The 16,839-nt window shown below is 58.6% G+C and carries 16 protein-coding genes; 7 read left to right on the top strand and 9 right to left on the bottom strand.

The annotated features are described in order from the left end of the window. Positions 1-385: 385 nt before the first annotated feature. Both AC1RQB_RS26980 and AC1RQB_RS26975 read right to left on the bottom strand, forming a co-directional pair. Positions 386-1,522 carry a catalase family protein gene (locus AC1RQB_RS26980; RefSeq protein ID WP_063342967.1) on the bottom strand — a complete coding sequence of 379 codons (1,137 nt, stop codon included), beginning with the start codon at positions 1,520-1,522 and terminating at the stop codon, positions 386-388. 3 nt (positions 1,523-1,525) lie between these two features. After that, a complete protein-coding gene (locus AC1RQB_RS26975; RefSeq protein ID WP_063342968.1) occupies positions 1,526-3,358 on the bottom strand; it encodes a di-heme-cytochrome C peroxidase in 1,833 nt (610 codons plus the stop codon). Between the two features lie 269 nt (positions 3,359-3,627). Between AC1RQB_RS26975 and bamJ the strand changes: the two genes are divergently transcribed. The 6 genes from bamJ (at position 3,628) to AC1RQB_RS26945 (ending at position 7,146) form a co-directional block, all read left to right on the top strand. After that, complete coding sequence (gene bamJ / locus AC1RQB_RS26970) at positions 3,628-4,341, top strand: BamJ family beta-barrel-assembly machinery protein (protein ID WP_007898896.1); 714 nt, start codon at positions 3,628-3,630, stop codon at positions 4,339-4,341. Positions 4,342-4,635: 294 nt separating this feature from the next. After that, complete coding sequence (locus AC1RQB_RS26965; protein ID WP_007898895.1) at positions 4,636-5,091, top strand: YkvA family protein; 456 nt, start codon at positions 4,636-4,638, stop codon at positions 5,089-5,091. Positions 5,092-5,206: 115 nt separating this feature from the next. Further along, the gene (locus tag AC1RQB_RS26960) at positions 5,207-5,548 is read left to right on the top strand and encodes a helix-turn-helix domain-containing protein (protein ID WP_007898894.1); all 342 of its coding nucleotides are present in this window, start codon (positions 5,207-5,209) and stop codon (positions 5,546-5,548) included. Further along, entirely contained in the window at positions 5,545-5,916 is a 372-nt protein-coding gene (locus tag AC1RQB_RS26955; protein WP_007898892.1) for a hypothetical protein, read from the top strand. Before AC1RQB_RS26960 ends, AC1RQB_RS26955 begins: the two co-directional genes overlap by 4 nt. Beyond that, a complete protein-coding gene (locus tag AC1RQB_RS26950) occupies positions 5,917-6,324 on the top strand; it encodes a tetratricopeptide repeat protein (protein WP_063342969.1) in 408 nt (135 codons plus the stop codon). 498 nt (positions 6,325-6,822) lie between these two features. Further along, positions 6,823-7,146, top strand: coding sequence for a hypothetical protein (locus AC1RQB_RS26945; RefSeq protein ID WP_063342970.1), 324 nt, complete (start codon positions 6,823-6,825; stop codon positions 7,144-7,146). 107 nt (positions 7,147-7,253) lie between these two features. On the opposite strand, the gene AC1RQB_RS26940 is transcribed toward AC1RQB_RS26945, so the two are convergent. After that, positions 7,254-9,044, bottom strand: coding sequence for a bifunctional diguanylate cyclase/phosphodiesterase (locus AC1RQB_RS26940; protein WP_063342971.1), 1,791 nt, complete (start codon positions 9,042-9,044; stop codon positions 7,254-7,256). 134 nt (positions 9,045-9,178) lie between these two features. Then, positions 9,179-11,260, bottom strand: a complete 2,082-nt coding sequence (locus AC1RQB_RS26935; protein WP_198537246.1) for a carboxy terminal-processing peptidase — start codon at positions 11,258-11,260, stop codon at positions 9,179-9,181. 138 nt (positions 11,261-11,398) lie between these two features. Between AC1RQB_RS26935 and AC1RQB_RS26930 the strand changes: the two genes are divergently transcribed. Next, complete coding sequence (locus tag AC1RQB_RS26930) at positions 11,399-12,361, top strand: zinc-binding dehydrogenase (RefSeq protein ID WP_063342973.1); 963 nt, start codon at positions 11,399-11,401, stop codon at positions 12,359-12,361. A 168-nt stretch (positions 12,362-12,529) separates the two neighbouring features. Here the strand turns inward: AC1RQB_RS26930 and AC1RQB_RS26925 are convergent, their stop codons facing one another. The 5 genes from AC1RQB_RS26925 to AC1RQB_RS26905 all read right to left on the bottom strand — a co-directional run bounded on the left by AC1RQB_RS26925 (position 12,530) and on the right by AC1RQB_RS26905 (position 16,717). After that, the gene (locus tag AC1RQB_RS26925; protein WP_008073684.1) at positions 12,530-13,183 is read right to left on the bottom strand and encodes an HAD family hydrolase; all 654 of its coding nucleotides are present in this window, start codon (positions 13,181-13,183) and stop codon (positions 12,530-12,532) included. Positions 13,184-13,295: 112 nt separating this feature from the next. Continuing rightward, positions 13,296-14,285: an ABC transporter ATP-binding protein gene (locus AC1RQB_RS26920; protein ID WP_008005678.1), complete on the bottom strand. Its 990-nt coding sequence runs from the start codon at positions 14,283-14,285 to the stop codon at positions 13,296-13,298. Continuing rightward, on the bottom strand, positions 14,282-15,082 hold the full coding sequence (locus AC1RQB_RS26915) for an ABC transporter permease (RefSeq protein ID WP_008073685.1): 801 nt from the start codon (positions 15,080-15,082) through the stop codon (positions 14,282-14,284). Before AC1RQB_RS26915 ends, AC1RQB_RS26920 begins: the two co-directional genes overlap by 4 nt. Then, positions 15,069-15,905 (bottom strand): ABC transporter permease, encoded by an 837-nt coding sequence (locus AC1RQB_RS26910; protein WP_162130634.1) that lies wholly within the window; start codon positions 15,903-15,905, stop codon positions 15,069-15,071. The genes AC1RQB_RS26915 and AC1RQB_RS26910 overlap by 14 nt, the downstream gene beginning before the upstream one ends. Before the next feature lie 5 nt (positions 15,906-15,910). Further along, entirely contained in the window at positions 15,911-16,717 is an 807-nt protein-coding gene (locus AC1RQB_RS26905; protein WP_063342974.1) for an alkaline phosphatase family protein, read from the bottom strand. Between the last annotated feature and the right edge of the window lie 122 nt (positions 16,718-16,839).

The raw sequence follows: 16,839 nt of genomic DNA, 5'->3' as shown, positions 1-16,839 counted from the left end.
CGGTAGTTCAGTCGGTTAGAATACCGGCCTGTCACGCCGGGGGTCGCGGGTTCGAGTCCCGTCCGCTGCGCCATATTCGGTATCTGGAACGCTGAACGCCAGATCACCACAGAAAGCCCGCTTAATGCGGGCTTTTTGCTGCCTGGGATTTGGCTTTGTAGCGAATCCACTGAAAAAGCGACCTGTTCGGGTAACGCCAGCAATTTTCCGTCATGCCACACTCCTTGTAGCAGCTGCCGAAGGCTGCGTTCGGCTGCGTAGCGTTCGTAAAACCAGAAACTTCGGTGTGTCAGGCAGACTGCGTCAGTCGATTTAACGACTGCTTCGCAGCCGAACGCAGGCTTCGCCAGCTGCTACAGATCTCATTCCGGCTTAAGTGTCTTGTTCATTGTTCAGCATTACGGCTGTGCCGGTAGTCGCTGACGGCCTCATACACCGCTTTGCGCAACCGGTTGATCCCGCCAATCGGCCTATGGGCTTCAAGCCCGAACCATGGGTTGAACGACAGGTTGTCGCATTGCAGGTTCAGCGCCGGGGTGTCGAAATCCTGGGCAGGCAGTTTGATCCGGGCCACGGTTTCGAAGGGCGCGTCGCTTTCGTTCCACTCGATACTGGTGTCTTCGATCGGCATGTACTTGCCCGCATCCTGACGCTGGATCTGTAAAACGAAACAGGCCGGCACCCGATCGGTCGACAGCTGCTGGTTCAGCGCGCTGCGCAGGAAATTCGGCAGGTTTTGATTTTGCGTGGGCAGCGCGTAGACCGGGCAGCTATCAGGGTCCGGCATCACGCGGAATTTAGCGTTAGCTTTACCGAACTTGTACGGCGAAACCGAAAAGTAAGTGGTCTGCGTCGGGCTTACCGGGGCAGGGGAGAGCGTCGCCAGCGCAATAAACAGATGGCGAACTTGCCACGTGCGCGGGTCCCAGCCCGGGAAGAACGCCATCGCCTTTTTGCCATCAGCCTGAGCAGCCACATTCTGACGATACTCTGCGACATCGCTGACAAAGAAGTTCGGATGGTTGAACATCACGAAGTCCTGTTCGCTGTGCCCTTGTCGGTCACTCAGCAACTGTTTACCAGGCACATCGAATAGTTTGATGGCCATGCCCCGGGCATCGCGGATGCTATCGAACTGCGGATACGCATTGCCGTTGGACAGCCGTATCGTCGCTTGCCAGGTTTTGCCCGGTTCGCTGAACACGCCCTGACGTAACTCCGCCGTCAGACCCGGCAGCACCTGAACCTCGGCCTTCACGCAGCCATGGGCCTTGGCATGGGCATCGCGCAGGTAGCGGGTGCTTTCCCGGTGTTGATCGACGATACGTACGGCCGTCTGGATGATGTCCTGGGTCATTGCCGCTTCGCCGTCCGGAATCAGTTCTTCAGCCGATACCGGGCCGCGATGCTGCCAGGCGGACCAGGCCATGATCAGCGCCCAGCCGAGCAGGCCCAGACCCAACAACCACAGCAGGGTTTTGCCGAGGAAGGCGCCCAGGCGCAACCAGAGAGTGATCAGCATGGGTCAATCCTTTTGACTGAGGCGGCGGTCTGGCAATTGCGACTCCATCGGGCCGCCCAACACTTTCAGGTATTCCAGCAGCGCCCAGCGTTCCTCCGGTTGCAGCAGACGACCAATGACGCCGTTACCGCGTTCACCTGCGCGGAACTCGTGACCGCTGTTGTGATTACCGGTAATGCGCGTGTCGAACACAAAACCGTTGATGAAGGCTTCGGTGCGATAGCCCAAGTGTTTAGGGTCATATTCGAAGGTGCCTTTGTAGAACGTGGTCGCGCGTTCACTTTGTGGCGAGAGCAATTGATAAAGGCTCGGTACCGAACCGTTGTGCAGAAACGGCGGCGTGGCCCAGACGCCCGCCAAAGGTCGGGCCTTGTAGCTACGCAACTCCTGAACGCCGATCGGCAGGCCGAATCCGTCCAGGTTCGGGCGCTCTGCGGGTGTCACTTTGGCTTCGCGGTAGGCCTGGTTGCCCACGAAAGCAGTGACGTAGGCCAGTCCCTTGGCCACGGACAATTGGCTCATATCCAAGGGTTCTGTGGGTTTGGGATGCAGTTGTACGTCCAGTTGCGCAAGCTCCGCCGGATCCCACTGTAAAGCCGTCAGATCGAAGCGATGATCGGCAATGTTGTTGGCGGCGCCGGGGTCTGTGCCAATGACCTCCACAGGCAGCAATTTCAGATGTTGCACCGGTCTGCCGTCGCTTTGGGTGACGCGGGGGACATGACACCCGGCGCAATTTTCAGCGAACAGTTCGCGGCCTTTTGCGGCCAGGGGCTTGTCGATGTTGCCCAGCAGGGCTTCCGGCCAGGCAGGCGGTTTGAGTCGTTGCAGGGTTTCTTCGATCCGATGCAGATCGCGCACCCGGACGCTGGACGGGTAGCGGTCGTCGCCCTTGAGCGGCTGCCCGCTGCTGTCGAAGAAATTCAGCGTGGCGCCCACACCCAAGGCTTCTCCGATATTACGGGCCATCGGTTGCTGCGCCGAACCGTTCCACTGCACCCAGTCGAAGGTCCACATGTCCCACAGTTGCGGGTAGTCCACCGGAGCGTTGGCCACGCGGTAGTTGGCGGGTGAAATCGCGTCGCCGAAGCTGGCGTTGGCAATGCGCCCGAAGGCGTCGGTGCGGCCGGGGCCTTCTTCGGTGGGGTAGAGGCCGCGATGGGTGTCGTTCCAGGCTACTTTCAAGAAGGTATCGAGTGAGACTTTAAAATCCTGGCGTAGTTGTTGATGCCGTGCGTCGTAGTCCTGACCCAGAACGTTGCGGGCGAAACGTTCGAATTTCCAGGGGTTGTAGTAAGTCGAAGCGAGGCTGGCCACCAGTGCCTGGCCGAAGCTGCCGCCACGCAGGGTAGGGACGCTGGACGGCAACACATGCTGGGCCGAGCCGCCGTCGATGCGCACGGCTTGGCCATTGAAGCGTATTTCGCCGGTATGGCAGGCAGCGCAAGTGATGTCCAGATACTCGTCCTGGCTGCCGGGGTTTTGATGACGGGCAAAACCGACGGGCAAGTTACCAGGATTGTTCGGTGTGGCTTTCTGGCTCGGGTCGATCAGAAAACCAAAGCGTGCAAGGTATTCAGGAGCGGCGAATCGTTTTTGCGAAAAGGGCAATTCAAGGGCACTGAACCAGTCATAGCGCAAGCCTTTGACCTGGGTACCCTGAGGGGTGAAGTAGTAAGCCTGTCGGTCGGCGGCGCTCCATTGCTCCAGGTAATTTACCTGTTGCGCCGGTGACCAGGCCGGCAATTTCGGGTTGGCGACGTAATACAGCACTACGGCGAGGCTCAGCCCCAGCAATACTGCGATCAGGATCAGCAAGCGGAATATGAGGCGCACGATAAACGTCCTTGTCAGTTTGTAACTCTCTTATGCCTCAGCTCACGAAGTGCGGCAAGAGGCCATTACGCCAGAGTCTGTGGGAACCGGCCCTCAAGTCCGTAAGAGCGAAATGACAGAAGCTTCATCCTTCTATAGCCAAAATGCGTTTAAACACCTGAACTTATCAGACGTTTCCTGCTCTCATGCCGGTAGCCATTGGTCGTGGCGGCCTGATAAGCTCGCGGCTTTACTCGATTGCCCTTTAGGCGCATGAACAAGGAAATAGCATGAAACAGCATCGGTTGGCGGCGGCGGTGGCCCTGGTTGGCCTGGTACTTGCGGGTTGTGATTCGCAGACCAGCGTAGAGCTGAAAACCCCGGCGCAAAAAGCTTCCTACGGTATCGGCCTGAACATGGGCAAAAGCCTGGCTCAGGAAGGCATGGATGATCTGGATTCCAAAGCGGTAGCCCAGGGCATCGAAGATGCCGTCGGCAAGAAAGAACAGAAGCTGAAAGATGAAGAGCTGGTTGAAGCCTTCGCTGCATTGCAAAAGCGTGCTGAAGAGCGTTTGGCCAAGATGAGCGAAGAGTCGGCAGCCGCTGGCAAGAAATTCCTCGAAGAGAACGGCAAGAAAGCGGGTGTCACCACCACGGCTTCCGGCCTGCAATACGAAGTGGTCAAGAAAGCCGACGGCGCTCAGCCTAAGCCGACCGACGTAGTGACTGTTCACTACACCGGTAAATTGACCAATGGCACCGTTTTCGACAGTTCCGTCGAGCGCGGCAGCCCGATCGATCTGCCGGTCAGCGGTGTGATTCCGGGTTGGGTCGAAGGCCTGCAACTGATGCACGTTGGCGAGAAGTACAAGCTGTACATCCCTAGTGAACTGGCTTACGGCGCCCAAAGCCCAAGCCCGGCGATTCCAGCCAACTCGGTACTGGTATTCGACCTGGAGCTGTTGGCCATCAAGGATCCAGCAAAACAAGACGCCCCCAAGTAATTCGCGTCTGCTTTAAAAACAACGCCTCGCTTATGCGGGGCGTTGTTGCATCTGGCGTTCAGTGGGGGTAAACAAAGCGAACGGATGCGGTACGCTGAAGTCATAGCCAGTGAGGGCGCTCGAGCTAGACGGGCCAGAACGCCAAGTCAATGAAATCTTGGGTTTTTTTATGTGAGTAAAAAACGCCCGATCTGAGTCAGGCCCTTATGAAACGGGGCTTTCAGCGGTGAAATGCAGCTCTGTTCACAAGGTTATCCACAATTTGTGTGGATAACATTTCAGTGGGAGTAATAAATGAAAACGCCCTGGAATTTTGCTCGTTTCCTGCCTCTGGCTGGACGCCTGCTCGCCCGTGGTCGTTTGCCGACCCTGTTGTTCGCGGTTGCCAGCAAAGGCGCGAGCCAGGGCAATCGTCTGGGCAAGCTCAAAGATGATCTGCGTTTGTTACAGGCACTCTGCCTGGCCTACTGGCGTGGTGAGTACCGGGCCATCAGCCCCAAAGCATTGGTTTCGGTGGTGGCCGGCCTGATGTATTTCCTGAGCCCGGTGGATGCGATCCCGGATTTCATCCCGGTATTCGGCATGCTCGACGACATTGCCGTACTGGCCTGGTTGATGAAAGTTCTCGATGACGAACTCAACGCCTTCCGCGCTTGGCGCAAGCGTCAGCTGCCGGAGAAGCTTGCGGTAGTCGAACGCTTGCCTGATACCCCCGAACAACTGCAGCTTCAGGGGCCGAAAAAAAACTGAGCCAATTCAAAATCCTCCATATATTCATACCCCCCCGCGACCTTGGCCGCTGTTAGGATTACACTTCTAAGGAAAAGCGCCGACTCGCTAAGTGTCGTTGTCCTACGGGGTAGTCATGGATATTCAGATAATTACACGCGAAGGCGAGCCCGAATATGCGGTTCTGCCATGGGCTCAGTATCAGGCTCTACTGAAAGCAGCAGGCATCAAGCAACAACCACCGCGTGACGCCACAGCGCCTCCCGCGGCGGCACCAGACCAGATTCTTCCGGGTCTGGATCAACTACGCAATTTGCGCGAAGGGAAGGGCATCGCCATTGAGGCGCTCGCCCGCACGGTAGGCATCAGCCCGTCATATCTCGCCTTGATCGAAAGCGGTGAGCGTCAACCCGACGCTGCTATTCGCCGCAGCCTCGCCTGGGAATTGACGGTGCCAGGATGGAGGGATGAATCGTGAGCGTACGCATAAGTCGTCAACATTGGGACGGATTGCTGGGGGAGCTGGATCAGGCGCGTCGTCAGCGCCATCTTTTGACTTATCGGGCGTTGCTGGAGCGTTTGCAACTACCCACGCCGGCCATGCAAACCTTGACCGCAGCCCTTGAGCACCTGGCCGCACTGGATGCCAGAGCCGAGCAGCCGTTGCGCAGCTCGTTGGTGATCAGCCAGGGGGCCAGCCGCTTGCCGCGCACCGGCTTCTTTGAATGTGTCGAGCGACTCGGGCGCTTTTCCGGCCCGTCCGATGGCGTGGCTGCCGCGTCCTGGCATGCCTCGGAAGTGGTGCGGGTGTTCGAATACGAATACCCCGAATCGGCGGAAGCCTGAGTGTTTTTACGACTCAAGGCGCGGGCCAGTTACTGGCTGGCCCGCCGGTTGTTCCACTGGTCGTGGTTTGTGCGTCAGCCGCGAGGCTGGAGTTGGCTCGAGGGCCAGTTTGCGCGTATGGCGAACCTGGGTGATGTCGGCGCCCAGAGCTTCTACGGCCACATTCTGACCTTTCGCGGCGTCGGTCTTGGGGCACGCGAGGAGGGCGTTCGATTGCTGCGTCTGGCGGCGTTGGCGGGGGATGGTAAGGCGGCGTATCAGGTTGGCGTGATCTGCCTTGCGGGGACGCCGAGCAGGGCGCCGGATCCGGTGGAAGCGGCTCGCTGGTGGGAAATGGCGGCGAAAGCCGGGCATCCGCTGGCTGAACTTAAATTGAAAGAATTGGCGTCCCGCGGTTCTACGGATTAAATAATTGTGTGTCTGACAAATTAACGTGGCGTGAGGGAAACCTACCGCCACGTTTTGTTTCTGGTTGCTTTAGTAATGAGTTGATCGCTTTTAGCGAATTGCCCTACAACAACATCATCCTTTCCCGACTTCTTTCCTGATTGATCCCCCGCAAAGTCTCGCGCGTTTATTGCCGTGTAGATCCATCGGAGATTTCCTTCAAGTTGTAGCGGATTGCATGAACTGGTGCGAGATGAGTTCACCCGATAGCCTTTGATGGTCACTGAAAATTCAGTGGTGGGGTGTAGGAACCCTGTATTTGCATCGGTAATGCGTAATCGTCGAAACCTGGTTTGCGGTCGTCAATGGGCGTCCGTAAGATCCGTTACGGCGGCTGTGCGCGGGCACGCTTCGGCGTGGTCGAGTTTCCGATGCTCGGTATTCCTACCCCGCGCATAGCTGCCACCCAAGCCTGTAGGAAGGCTGTTGGCAGCTCCCATTTTCATCGGAAGGTCTCAAATGCCAACACTTCATCCTGATCCACCCTACGAAAAACCAATTCTCCACCCCAAAAGCCGCTTCATGGCGCTCACCAGCAACTGCAACGACATGCCCACGCTGTTCGTCGATACCCACGCGCCGCTCGATATTTTGACCGAGGCCGCCAGCTACCGGATTCGTGCTGTAACGCAGGTGCTCGAAAACCTGTCCATGCGCGGTTCCGTCGAGTGTGATTCGACGATACTCAGCGACTTTGCCTTGCTCTGCGCCATCCCACTACGCGATGGGTGTGATGTGCTGGATGTAATTGGGCGGCGGTTGCGGGCAATGCCGTCGGAATAGCGTCGAGCACTGTTTTGTGGCGAGGGAGCTTGCTCCCGCTGGGTCGCGAAGCGGCCCCAAAAGGGGACTGCTGCGCAGTCCAGCTGGAGCAAGCTCCCTCGCCACAATCACCGATGCCCGGCAACCAACGCTTCCTCGACTGTTGGCACCGCCAGGCTATCAATCACATGCATGCTATACCCCGGCACATTCTTCGCGTGATGCTTGGCCTGTGATGCCATCTCTGCCAACTGGCTCGCATCGAGTTGTCCGCAGGCCTGTGGATGCAAATGCACCACGCCGATGGACAGGGACAGCAGCGGAAATTCCTGTCTTACGCCTTGGCGATTCGGCGCGATGAAGCAGCCGGCTTCCAGGTGTTCGCTGCGGTAAAAGCGTCGGCATTGGCTGTGGAAGTCGTCCAGCAATTGGTTCAGGCGTTTGCGCCAGTCTTCCGGGCCGAGCACCAGCAGGAAGTCGTCGCCGCCGATATGGCCGACGAAATCGCGAGATGGGTCGATGCGGTCGTTCAGGCATTGCGCCAGACACAGTAGGACTTCATCGCCGCGACCGTAGCCGTAGATGTCGTTGAAGGGTTTGAAACTGTCGATGTCCACGTAGCAGATCACCGATTCCCGTTCCTGTTGCAGCAGCCGTGTCAGGCATTGCTGGATCGGTACATTGCCCGGCAGCAGGGTCAGCGGGTTGGCGTAGCGGGCTTGCTGGATTTTCAGTTCGGTAATCAGTTTGAGCACGTCGATCACTCGGCCCAGCCCCAAATAGCTGCCATTGAGGGTGATGATGAAGTCTTCTTCGATGCGCTGGCGGGCGCGGCTGGTGATCAAGCGACTGACCTGTTGCAGCGACTGGCTCAACTCCACAGCGAGGAAGTCGTCGCTCATCAAGCGACTGATCGGCTTGCGGGCAAACAGGTCAGTGGCAAAGGGCTTGAGCAAGGCGTCCGAGAGCGAATGGCGGTGGACGATGCCGCAGGGCTGGCCCTGTTTGTCGAGCACCGCCAGGGAGTTCAGGTTGGCCTGGCGGCGGAAGGCTTCCAGCACGGTGGCGGTCGGGGTGTCGCTGGTCACCGCCGGCTGGTCGTTGAGCAGGGCGCTGAGGTCACTGACTTCCTCGTTCAGTATCGCGGCGATGCTGTTTGGTTTGGGCATCAAGGTTCGGGCATCGCGAGGCGGATGCTCCTGGGGCCGGCAGAGCAGATAACCTTGCAGCAGATCAACGCCCATTTCGGTCAACACCGCCAGTTCTTCCGGCAATTCGATGCCTTCTGCGATCACTTTTGCCCGGGAAGCCTTGGCGATCTGCAGGATCGAGCCAACGAATTCACGCTTGAGCGCGTCCTGGTGAATGCCGTCGATAAAGTGCCGATCGATCTTGACGTAATCCGGGCGCAATTCAGACCAGAGGCGCAAGCTTGAATACCCCGCACCCAGATCATCCAGTGCAATGGAAAAGCCCATTGCCCGATAGTGATGCAGGGCGTTTTGCAGCAACTGGAAGTCGTCGGTCGGGGTCTGTTCGGTGAGTTCAATGACCACCTGGCTCGGTGGGATGCCGAAATCCTGCAACAGTTGCAAAGTGCGTCCGGGTTGGTGGGCGGCTTCGAGCAGGGATTCCGGGGATACGTTAAGGAAGAGTTTGCCGGGCAGTTGCTGTTCATTGAAGCGTCGGCAAGCACTTTGACGGCAAGCGATCTCCAGTTCGCTGAGGCGACCGGCCTGGCGAGCTACCGCGAACAGGGCAACAGGGGAGTGGAGCGGACTGTTGGAGGGGCCGCGGCTGAGGGCTTCATAGCCAACGATACGTCGTTCAGAGAGGGAAATGATCGGCTGGAACAGGCTGTGCAAACCGCTTTGAGTCAATATTGAGCTCAAGGCACTCAGCTGTTCGGTCGTGGTCATGGCGTTCTCTGGCGATAAAAAAAGGACCGGGTGCAAGGTGCACCCAGTCCTTTATTTCACGACAGAATGATGTCTGTTTGATGACGCTCCGGGGAGCGTCAGCATTAAATTGCCATCATCTTGGTTGTAGCCTCTTAGTGCTTGGCAACCGCGGTGTTGAGTTTCAAGTAGTCCAGCAGAATCCGCCCCGTCTCGCTCAGATAAGCATCGTCTTCTGGCTTGGTCTTGTCCGGCTCGCCCGCGAGGGCATCTTCGTCTTCTTTCTTCAGCTCTTTGAGTGGTTCTTCGCCCTTGGCCTTGCGACGCAGGTTTTCCATGGCCAGTTGCTTGGCTTCGATATCGGCATGTTGTGCACGACGTTCGGCTTCATTGAGGCTGACGGTTTTTTCGCTCATCAACTTCTGCGCCAGGGCCAGTTTGTCGCGGATGAACACGAACTCCGCGTCTTTGGCCGTGCGCACGTCATGCTCGGACTTGAGCTGCGTGATGTACGGTTTGAACGGGTCAAGCGCAGGCTTGATGGCCGCACGAATGGTGTCCCACGGCATGGCTTCCGGCAGGGCGCTTTCGCCGATTTCCTTGGTGTCGATGATCGATGGGTAATCGATGTCCGGCAGCACGCCCTGATGCTGGGTGCTCTGGCCGGAAACCCGGTAGAACTTGGCCAGGGTCAGTTTCAGTTCGCCATGGTTCAGCGGCTGAATGGTCTGCACGGTGCCTTTGCCGAAGGTCTGGCCGCCGATGATTAGCGCGCGGTGGTAGTCCTGCATGGCGCCGGCGAAAATCTCCGAAGCCGAGGCGGACAAACGGTTGACCAGCAACACCATCGGGCCTTTGTAGAACGCGCCCGGGTTTTCATCTTCCAGCACATCGACCCGGCCGTCGGCGTTACGCACCAGTACGGTCGGACCTTTGTCGATGAACAGACTGGTCAGCTCGGTGGCTTCCTGCAAGGAACCGCCGCCGTTGTTGCGCAGGTCGATGACCACGCCGTCGACCTTGTCTTTCTGCAGCTCGGTCAGCAGCTTCTTGACGTCGCGGGTGGTGCTCTTGTAGTCCGGATCACCGGCACGGAAGGCTTTGAAGTCCAGGTAGAAGGCCGGGATCTCGATGACGCCGAGTTTGTAGTCCTTGCCATCCTGCTTGAGGTTGAGGACCGACTTCTTCACCGCCTGATCTTCGAGCTTCACCGCTTCGCGGGTAATCGGCACGATTTTGGTGGTCTGGTCGTTCGGCGCGTTGCTGGCCGGAATCACTTCCAGGCGCACCACGGTGCCTTTGGGGCCACGAATCAGTTTGACCACTTCGTCCAGGCGCCAGCCGACCACGTCGACCATCTCTTTGTTGCCCTGGGCCACGCCGATGATCTTGTCGGCCGGTGCAACCTGCTTGGTCTTGTCGGCCGGGCCGGCAGGCACCAGGCGCACGACTTTCACTTGATCGTTATCGCTCTGCAACACGGCGCCGATGCCCTCCAGGGACAGGCTCATGTTGATGTCGAAGTTTTCCGCGTTATCCGGCGACAGATAGTTGGTGTGCGGGTCGTAGGACATGGCGAAGGTATTGATGTACGCCTGGAAGATGTCTTCCGCACGGGTCTGGTCCAGACGCGACAGCTGATTCTTGTAACGCTTGGTCAGGGTTTCCTGAATCTGCTTCGACTCTTTGCCGGAGATCTTCATCCGCAGCACTTCGTCCTTGACGCGTTTGCGCCACAGGTCGTCCAGCTCGGCGGTGGTCTTGAGCCAAGGGGCATCCTTGCGATCGACCAGCAAGGTTTCCTTGGCGGTGAAGTCGATCTTGTCGACGCCCTTGTTCAGCTCGGCAAGGGCAAAGTCCAGACGCGCCTTGACGCGGTCCAGGTAGCGCTTGTAGATGGTGAACCCGGCGTTCAGGTCGCCGCTTTTGAGGAAGTCGTCAAACTGGGTTTTCCATTTGTCGAATTCGGCAATATCGCTGGCCATGAAATAGCTACGCGATGGATCCAGCAGCTTGATATAGCTGTCGTAGATGATCACGGAGCGTGCATCGTCGAGCGGTGGTTTGCTGTAATGGTGACGCTTGAGCAATTCGACGACGTTCAGACTGGCGATTACTTCGTCACGATCGGGCTGAAGCTTGTCCCAGCTGTTGGCTGCGAACGAATTGCTCGACATCGGCAAAAGACCGAGACCAATGACAAGAGCGAGGGCGGTGCTGGGGAGCAGATGCTTCATGCTGATTCGACGCAGGGACAATTGATAACGCATATTAGGCCGTCTTTGAAGTCGCCGGATCCACAAGGACCGGTCGCATAATGCAAAAAGCCCGGCGCTACAGCTTCGGGCTCAGTCCAGACTCACTATGGAGGCACTGTGAAAGCATTGCAAGGCGTTGAGGGGCGAGTGGAGTGGGTTGAAGAGCCGAGTCCTACGTGCGATGTAGGACAAGTTCGCATCCGGGTGGCGGCAGCAGGACTCAATCGCGCTGATTTGTTACAGAAAGCAGGACTTTATCCGCCACCGCCGGGGGCCAGTCAAGTACTGGGTCTTGAGTGTTCGGGGGTGATCAGCGAGGTCGGTCCGGGCTCTTCCTGGCAGGTCGGTGATCGGGTTTGCGCCTTGCTGGCCGGGGGTGGGATGGCCGAAGAGGTAGTTGTCGACGGACGGCATGTGTTGCCGGTTCCCGAAGGTTTGTCCCTGGCCGAGGCGGCGGCATTGCCGGAAGTGTATGCGACTGTTTGGCTGAATTTGTTTCAACTGGCTGCGCTCAAACCGGGTGAGAAAGTTCTCCTGCATGCCGGCGCCAGTGGAATCGGTTCAGCTGCCATTCAGCTGTGCAAGGCGTTTGGTAACGCGTGCTGGGTCAGCGTCGGTTCCGCCGAGCGTCTGGCCTACTGTGAAGCGTTGGGCGCGCAGGGAGGCGTGGTGCGCAACGGCGATCTGGACAGCTTGAATGATCTTGCCCCGTTCGACGTGATCCTCGACCCGGTGGGTGGCAACTACGCGGCGTTGAACCTCAAGCTGCTGGCTCGCGATGGTCGTTGGGTGCTGATCGGATTGATGGGCGGTCGCGAGGCGCAGCTGGATCTGGCGCAGGTACTGGCCAAACGTGTGCAACTGCTGGGTTCAACCTTGCGCAACCGCGATGAGCAGTTCAAGGCCGATTTGTTCAGCGATCTCGGCCAGCATGTCTGGCCGCTGTTTGCCGAAGGGCGTTTGAGCCCGCAACTGGCCAGGACATTTGCAATCAAGGATGCCGAAGCGGCGTTTGCGGAACTGGCGACGAATAAGGTGTCGGGGAAGTTGGTGTTGGTGATCGACGAAAGCCTGGTTTAGGGATGATCGTTCCCACGCTCCGCGTGGGAACGTCTCAATGGACGCTCTGCGTCCGCTTCTGGGACGCGGAGCGTCCCGGGCTGCATTCCCTCGCGGAGCGTGGGAACGATCATAAAGACACACCGCGTCGCCTGAATCGCGGGCAAGCCCGCTCCCACAGGATCTGGATTACTTCCAGATATGGATTGGCCAGCCGGCCTTTTCGGCGTGTTCGAGTAGCACCGGATCCGGATTCACCACATGCGGAAAGTCCACTTTCAGCAGCAGCGGCAAGTCATTGCGTGAATCTGAATAGAAACTCGCGCCTTCCAGGTTTTCCTCCTCCGCATCCAGCCATTCCAGCAACCGGGTGATCTTGCCTTCACGGTAGGTCAACGTGCCAACGGTATTGCCGCTGTACACCCCGTGTGCCACTTCCAGCTCGATGCCGAGAATCTCGTCGATGCCCAAGCGGTCGGCAATCGGCTTGACCAGATGCGTGCCCGAGGCCGAGATCACCAGGATCCGGTCGCCAGCCTTGCGGTGGGCGGCGATGGCTTTGGTGGCGTCGCTGAAGATGATCGGCTCGATGAAGTCTTCCACCCAAGGCCCGACCAGATGGTCGACTTCTTCCGGTGTGCGCCCGATCATCGGTTCCAGACTGAAGGTCATGTACTCCTCCATGCGCAACTTGCCGTGGCTGTAAGCGTCCATCAGTTCGTTGTTCTGACGCATGAACGACTCGGGATCGACCCAGCCCAGGCGCCCCATTTGTTCGCTCCAGAGGGTGGCGCAGTCGCCGTGGATCAGGGTTTCGTCCAGATCAAAAATTGCCAGGGCCATCGGGTTCTCTCTGAGAACAGCTGCAAGCTTCAAGCTTCAAGCTGCAAGAAGTGGATTTTGGTGATCAGCAGTCTACAACTTGAAGCTTATGGCTTGTAGCTTGCCGCTGCTTTCAAGCGACCTCACACAGGGCCGTCGGATCGATGGAAAGTGCCAGGCGCTGACCATCGGGATGCAGGTCGGCCGCCGAACGGTTCAGCACATCCACCACCAATTCCACGCCCCGGGCTTCGACCCGATAGCGAATCACGTTGCCCAACAGGCTGTGGCTGCGGATCTGCGCGTCGAGTTCGCCGTTCAGGCTCAGTTCAATGGCTTCCGGGCGAATGGCGAGGCGATGGGTGATCGGTCGTTGCAGCAGTTTGCTGGCGCTGTCGGCATCCAGCAGGTTGTAGTTGCCGATGAAGCCTGCGGCAAACACATCGACTGGCGCGGTGTAGAGGGTTTCGGCATCGCCGCTTTGTACGATCTTTCCCTGATTCATCAGGAAGATTCGGTCAGACATGGTCAGGGCTTCTTCCTGATCGTGAGTGACGAAGATCGTGGTCAGACCCAGTTCGCGCTGGATCTGACGGATCTGTTCGCGCAGGTGCTTGCGAATCCGCGCGTCTAGCGCCGACAGCGGCTCATCCAGCAACAGCAACCGAGGCCGGGTCACCAGCGAGCGAGCCAGGGCGACACGCTGACACTGGCCGCCGGACAGTTGATGCGGGTAGCGGGCGGCAAAATCATTGAGTTCCACCAGTTGCAACACTTCGGCGACGCGTTTTTGGCTGTCGTCGGCGTTGACCTTCTGCATGCGCAAGCCAAAGGCGACGTTTTGCTCCACGGTCATGTTCGGGAACAGTGCGTAACTCTGGAACACCATGCCGATCCCGCGTTTTTGCGGGCTCAGCGGGACGAGGTCCTGACCTTCCAGCAGGATCTTGCCGCCGTCCACCGAGGTCAGGCCGGCGATGCAACGCAGCAGGGTGGACTTGCCGCAACCGGACGGGCCGAGAAGCGTGACGAATTCGCCTTTCTTGATTTCGCAGTTGATGTCGCTGAATACGGTAGTTCCAGAATAATTTTTCTGAAGGTGTTGGACGCTGACATAGCTCATTCGCTTTTGTCCTTGTTCAAGATATTGGCCGCCCAGGTCAGAACCAGCACAAAGAAGAAGTAGGAGATCACCAGCGCACTGGTGAAGTGGCCGCTGCTGTTACGCATGTTATTGAGGTAGACCTGCAGGGTTTCATAACGGGTGCCGACGAGAATATTGGCGAACACGAACTCACCGAACAGGAACGAGAACGACAGCAGCAACGCCACCATCAAACCCTTGCGCAGGTTCGGTAGCACCACCAGGAATGCCGCTTGCCAAGTGCTGGCGCCGAGCAGTTGCGCGGAGTCCATCAGGTCGCGCAGGTTGATCGCTTGCAGGTTGTTGGTGATCGCCCGGTACATGAACGGCAGCGCCACGGTGAAGTAGCAACCAATCAGAATCCACGGCGTGCCGACCATCGCGAACGGCCCCGAGCCATAGAGCTGCAACAACCCCACCGACGACACCACCGGCGGCACCGCGAAGGGCAGCAGGATCAGGATATTCATCAAAGCGTCGAGTTTCGGGAAGTGATAATGCACCACGAACAGCAGCGGCAGAATCAGCACCACCGACAGAATCAGCGAGCCGACGCAGACCAGCAAGGACTGACCGAACGCGTCGAGAAAGCGCGGATCGCTCCACAGCTGGAGGTACCACTTGAAGGTAAAACCGCTAGGCATGATCGTCGCGGACCAACTGCTGGAGATCGAGTAGATCAATGTTCCAAGCAGCGGCAACAGCAGAATGGCAAACAACAAATACACCACCACCCGGTGGTAGATACCGACGGGGCCCAGTTCAGCGCGAGACATGGTAGCTCCTCTTCAACAGCAGCTGATGCACGATAGTCACCAAGGTCATCAACGCCACCAGCACCACGGCCAAGGCGCTGGCCAGGTTCGGGTCCAGGGAAATGTCGCCGGAGACCATTGCTGCGATGCGGATCGGCAGCACGTTGAAGTTGCCGGTGGTCAGGGCGTAGACCGTGGCATACGCGCCGAGGGCGTTGGCCAGCAGGATTACGAATGTGCCCAGCAGCGCCGGGGTCAGTACCGGTAAACCGATGTGTCGCCAGAATTGCCAGCCGTTGGCACCGAGCAAGGCTGCGGACTCACGCCAGTCTTCGCGCAAGGCGTCGAAAGCCGGGTAGAGCAGCAACACGCCCAGGGGGATCTGGAAGTAGGTGTAGAGGATGATCAGACCGGTTTTCGAGTACAGGTTGAAGTCCTGAATGATCCCGGCCTGTTTGAGCATGATGGTGATGCTACCGTTGAACCCCAGCAAAATGATGAACGCGAAGGCCAGGGGCACGCCGGCGAAGTTGCTGGTCATGTTGGCGAAGGCGTTGACGAAGTTGCGCAGTTTCGAGTCGACCCGGCGCAAGGAGTAGGCGCCGAGTACGGCGATGATGATGCCGAACACGCTGGACCAGAAACTGATCTCGAGGCTGTACTGGATCGCCTGCAGATAGAACTTCGAATTGAAGATTTTGCTGAAGTTGGCCAGGCCCCAGCCGAACTCTTCCGATTCCAGGCTGTTGATCATTACCCAGAGCAGCGGGGCGATCTGGAACACAAAGAAGAAAATCGCGAAGGGCACCAGGCACAAAGCGGCCAGCCATTTACCGCGGGTCATGGCGTTCACTTGAGCAGCTCCCGGCACACAGGTTTGTCGTGGGGCACGCCCAGCAGTTCGCAGACGGTGCCGCAGATTTCGGTCTGTTTCGGCGCGGCGTTTTGGTTGAAGCTGAAGGCATCGCCGAGGACGAACAACGGCACTTCGCGTTCTTCGGGCAACAGGCCGTTGTGTGAGCGGTCGTTGTTCATGCCGTGGTCAGCCGTCACCAGCACCTGGTAACCGGCGTCGAGCCAGCCTTGCAGGTAATCGGCGAGGATGATGTCGGCTGAGCGAGCGCTGTTGCGGTACTGCGGGGTGTCGAGGCCGTGCTTGTGCCCGGCGTCGTCGATGTTCATGGGGTGGACCAATAAAAAGTTCGGCGCGTGGCGCAGGCGCAGGTGTTCCGCGTCGGCGAACAGGTGCGAGTCGGGGTAGTGGTCGTTCCAGTAGAAGTGACCGTGCTGGATCGGCAGTTTGGGGTCATCGGTATGACGATCCCGGGCGGCCATGAACGGAGAACGGTTATACAACTCGCTGACCCAGTGATAGGCCGCGGCTGCGGTTTTCAGGCCGGCGTCGGTGGCGTAATGGTAGATGCTGCGCTGGTTGGACAGGCGCGAGACGTTGTTGTGAACGATGCCGCTGTCGATCGGCGTAACGCCGGTCAGGATGCATTCATAAAGGGGTCGGGACAGGGCCGGCAGTTCGCACTCCAGCTTGTAGAGTGCCGCGCGTCCTGCGCCAACGTAAGCCTGCAGATGCCCCATGGCGTGGCGCGCGACTTCGTAATTGAGGCCGTCGAGCACGACAAGGATGACGTTGTGCTTCATAGGGGCTGGGACTCCGCAAAACAGATGATTCAAATACGCAACCAATCCCCTGTGGGAGCGGGGGGGGGGGGGGGGGGGGGGGGGGGGGGGGGGGGGGGGGGGGGGGGGGGGGGGGGGGGGGG

This window comes from Pseudomonas sp. GW822-FHT02E03 (assembly GCF_058802325.1).
This window is presented reverse-complemented; position numbering and strand designations above follow the sequence as displayed.

Bases quoted from the DNA above. Each gene is read 5' to 3' on its own strand.
- AC1RQB_RS26980 (WP_063342967.1), bottom strand. From the start codon at position 1,522: ATGCTGATCACTCTCTGGTTGCGCCTGGGCGCCTTCCTCGGCAAAACC.
- AC1RQB_RS26915 (WP_008073685.1), bottom strand. From the start codon at position 15,082: ATGTCTCGCGCTGAACTGGGCCCCGTCGGTATCTACCACCGGGTGGTG.
- AC1RQB_RS26905 (WP_063342974.1), bottom strand. From the start codon at position 16,717: ATGAAGCACAACGTCATCCTTGTCGTGCTCGACGGCCTCAATTACGAA.
- AC1RQB_RS26965 (WP_007898895.1), top strand. From the start codon at position 4,636: ATGAAAACGCCCTGGAATTTTGCTCGTTTCCTGCCTCTGGCTGGACGC.
- AC1RQB_RS26945 (WP_063342970.1), top strand. From the start codon at position 6,823: ATGCCAACACTTCATCCTGATCCACCCTACGAAAAACCAATTCTCCAC.
- AC1RQB_RS26920 (WP_008005678.1), bottom strand. From the start codon at position 14,285: ATGAGCTATGTCAGCGTCCAACACCTTCAGAAAAATTATTCTGGAACT.
- AC1RQB_RS26925 (WP_008073684.1), bottom strand. From the start codon at position 13,183: ATGGCCCTGGCAATTTTTGATCTGGACGAAACCCTGATCCACGGCGAC.
- AC1RQB_RS26935 (WP_198537246.1), bottom strand. From the start codon at position 11,260: ATGAAGCATCTGCTCCCCAGCACCGCCCTCGCTCTTGTCATTGGTCTC.
- AC1RQB_RS26940 (WP_063342971.1), bottom strand. From the start codon at position 9,044: ATGACCACGACCGAACAGCTGAGTGCCTTGAGCTCAATATTGACTCAA.
- AC1RQB_RS26910 (WP_162130634.1), bottom strand. From the start codon at position 15,905: ATGACCCGCGGTAAATGGCTGGCCGCTTTGTGCCTGGTGCCCTTCGCG.
- bamJ (WP_007898896.1), top strand. From the start codon at position 3,628: ATGAAACAGCATCGGTTGGCGGCGGCGGTGGCCCTGGTTGGCCTGGTA.
- AC1RQB_RS26960 (WP_007898894.1), top strand. From the start codon at position 5,207: ATGGATATTCAGATAATTACACGCGAAGGCGAGCCCGAATATGCGGTT.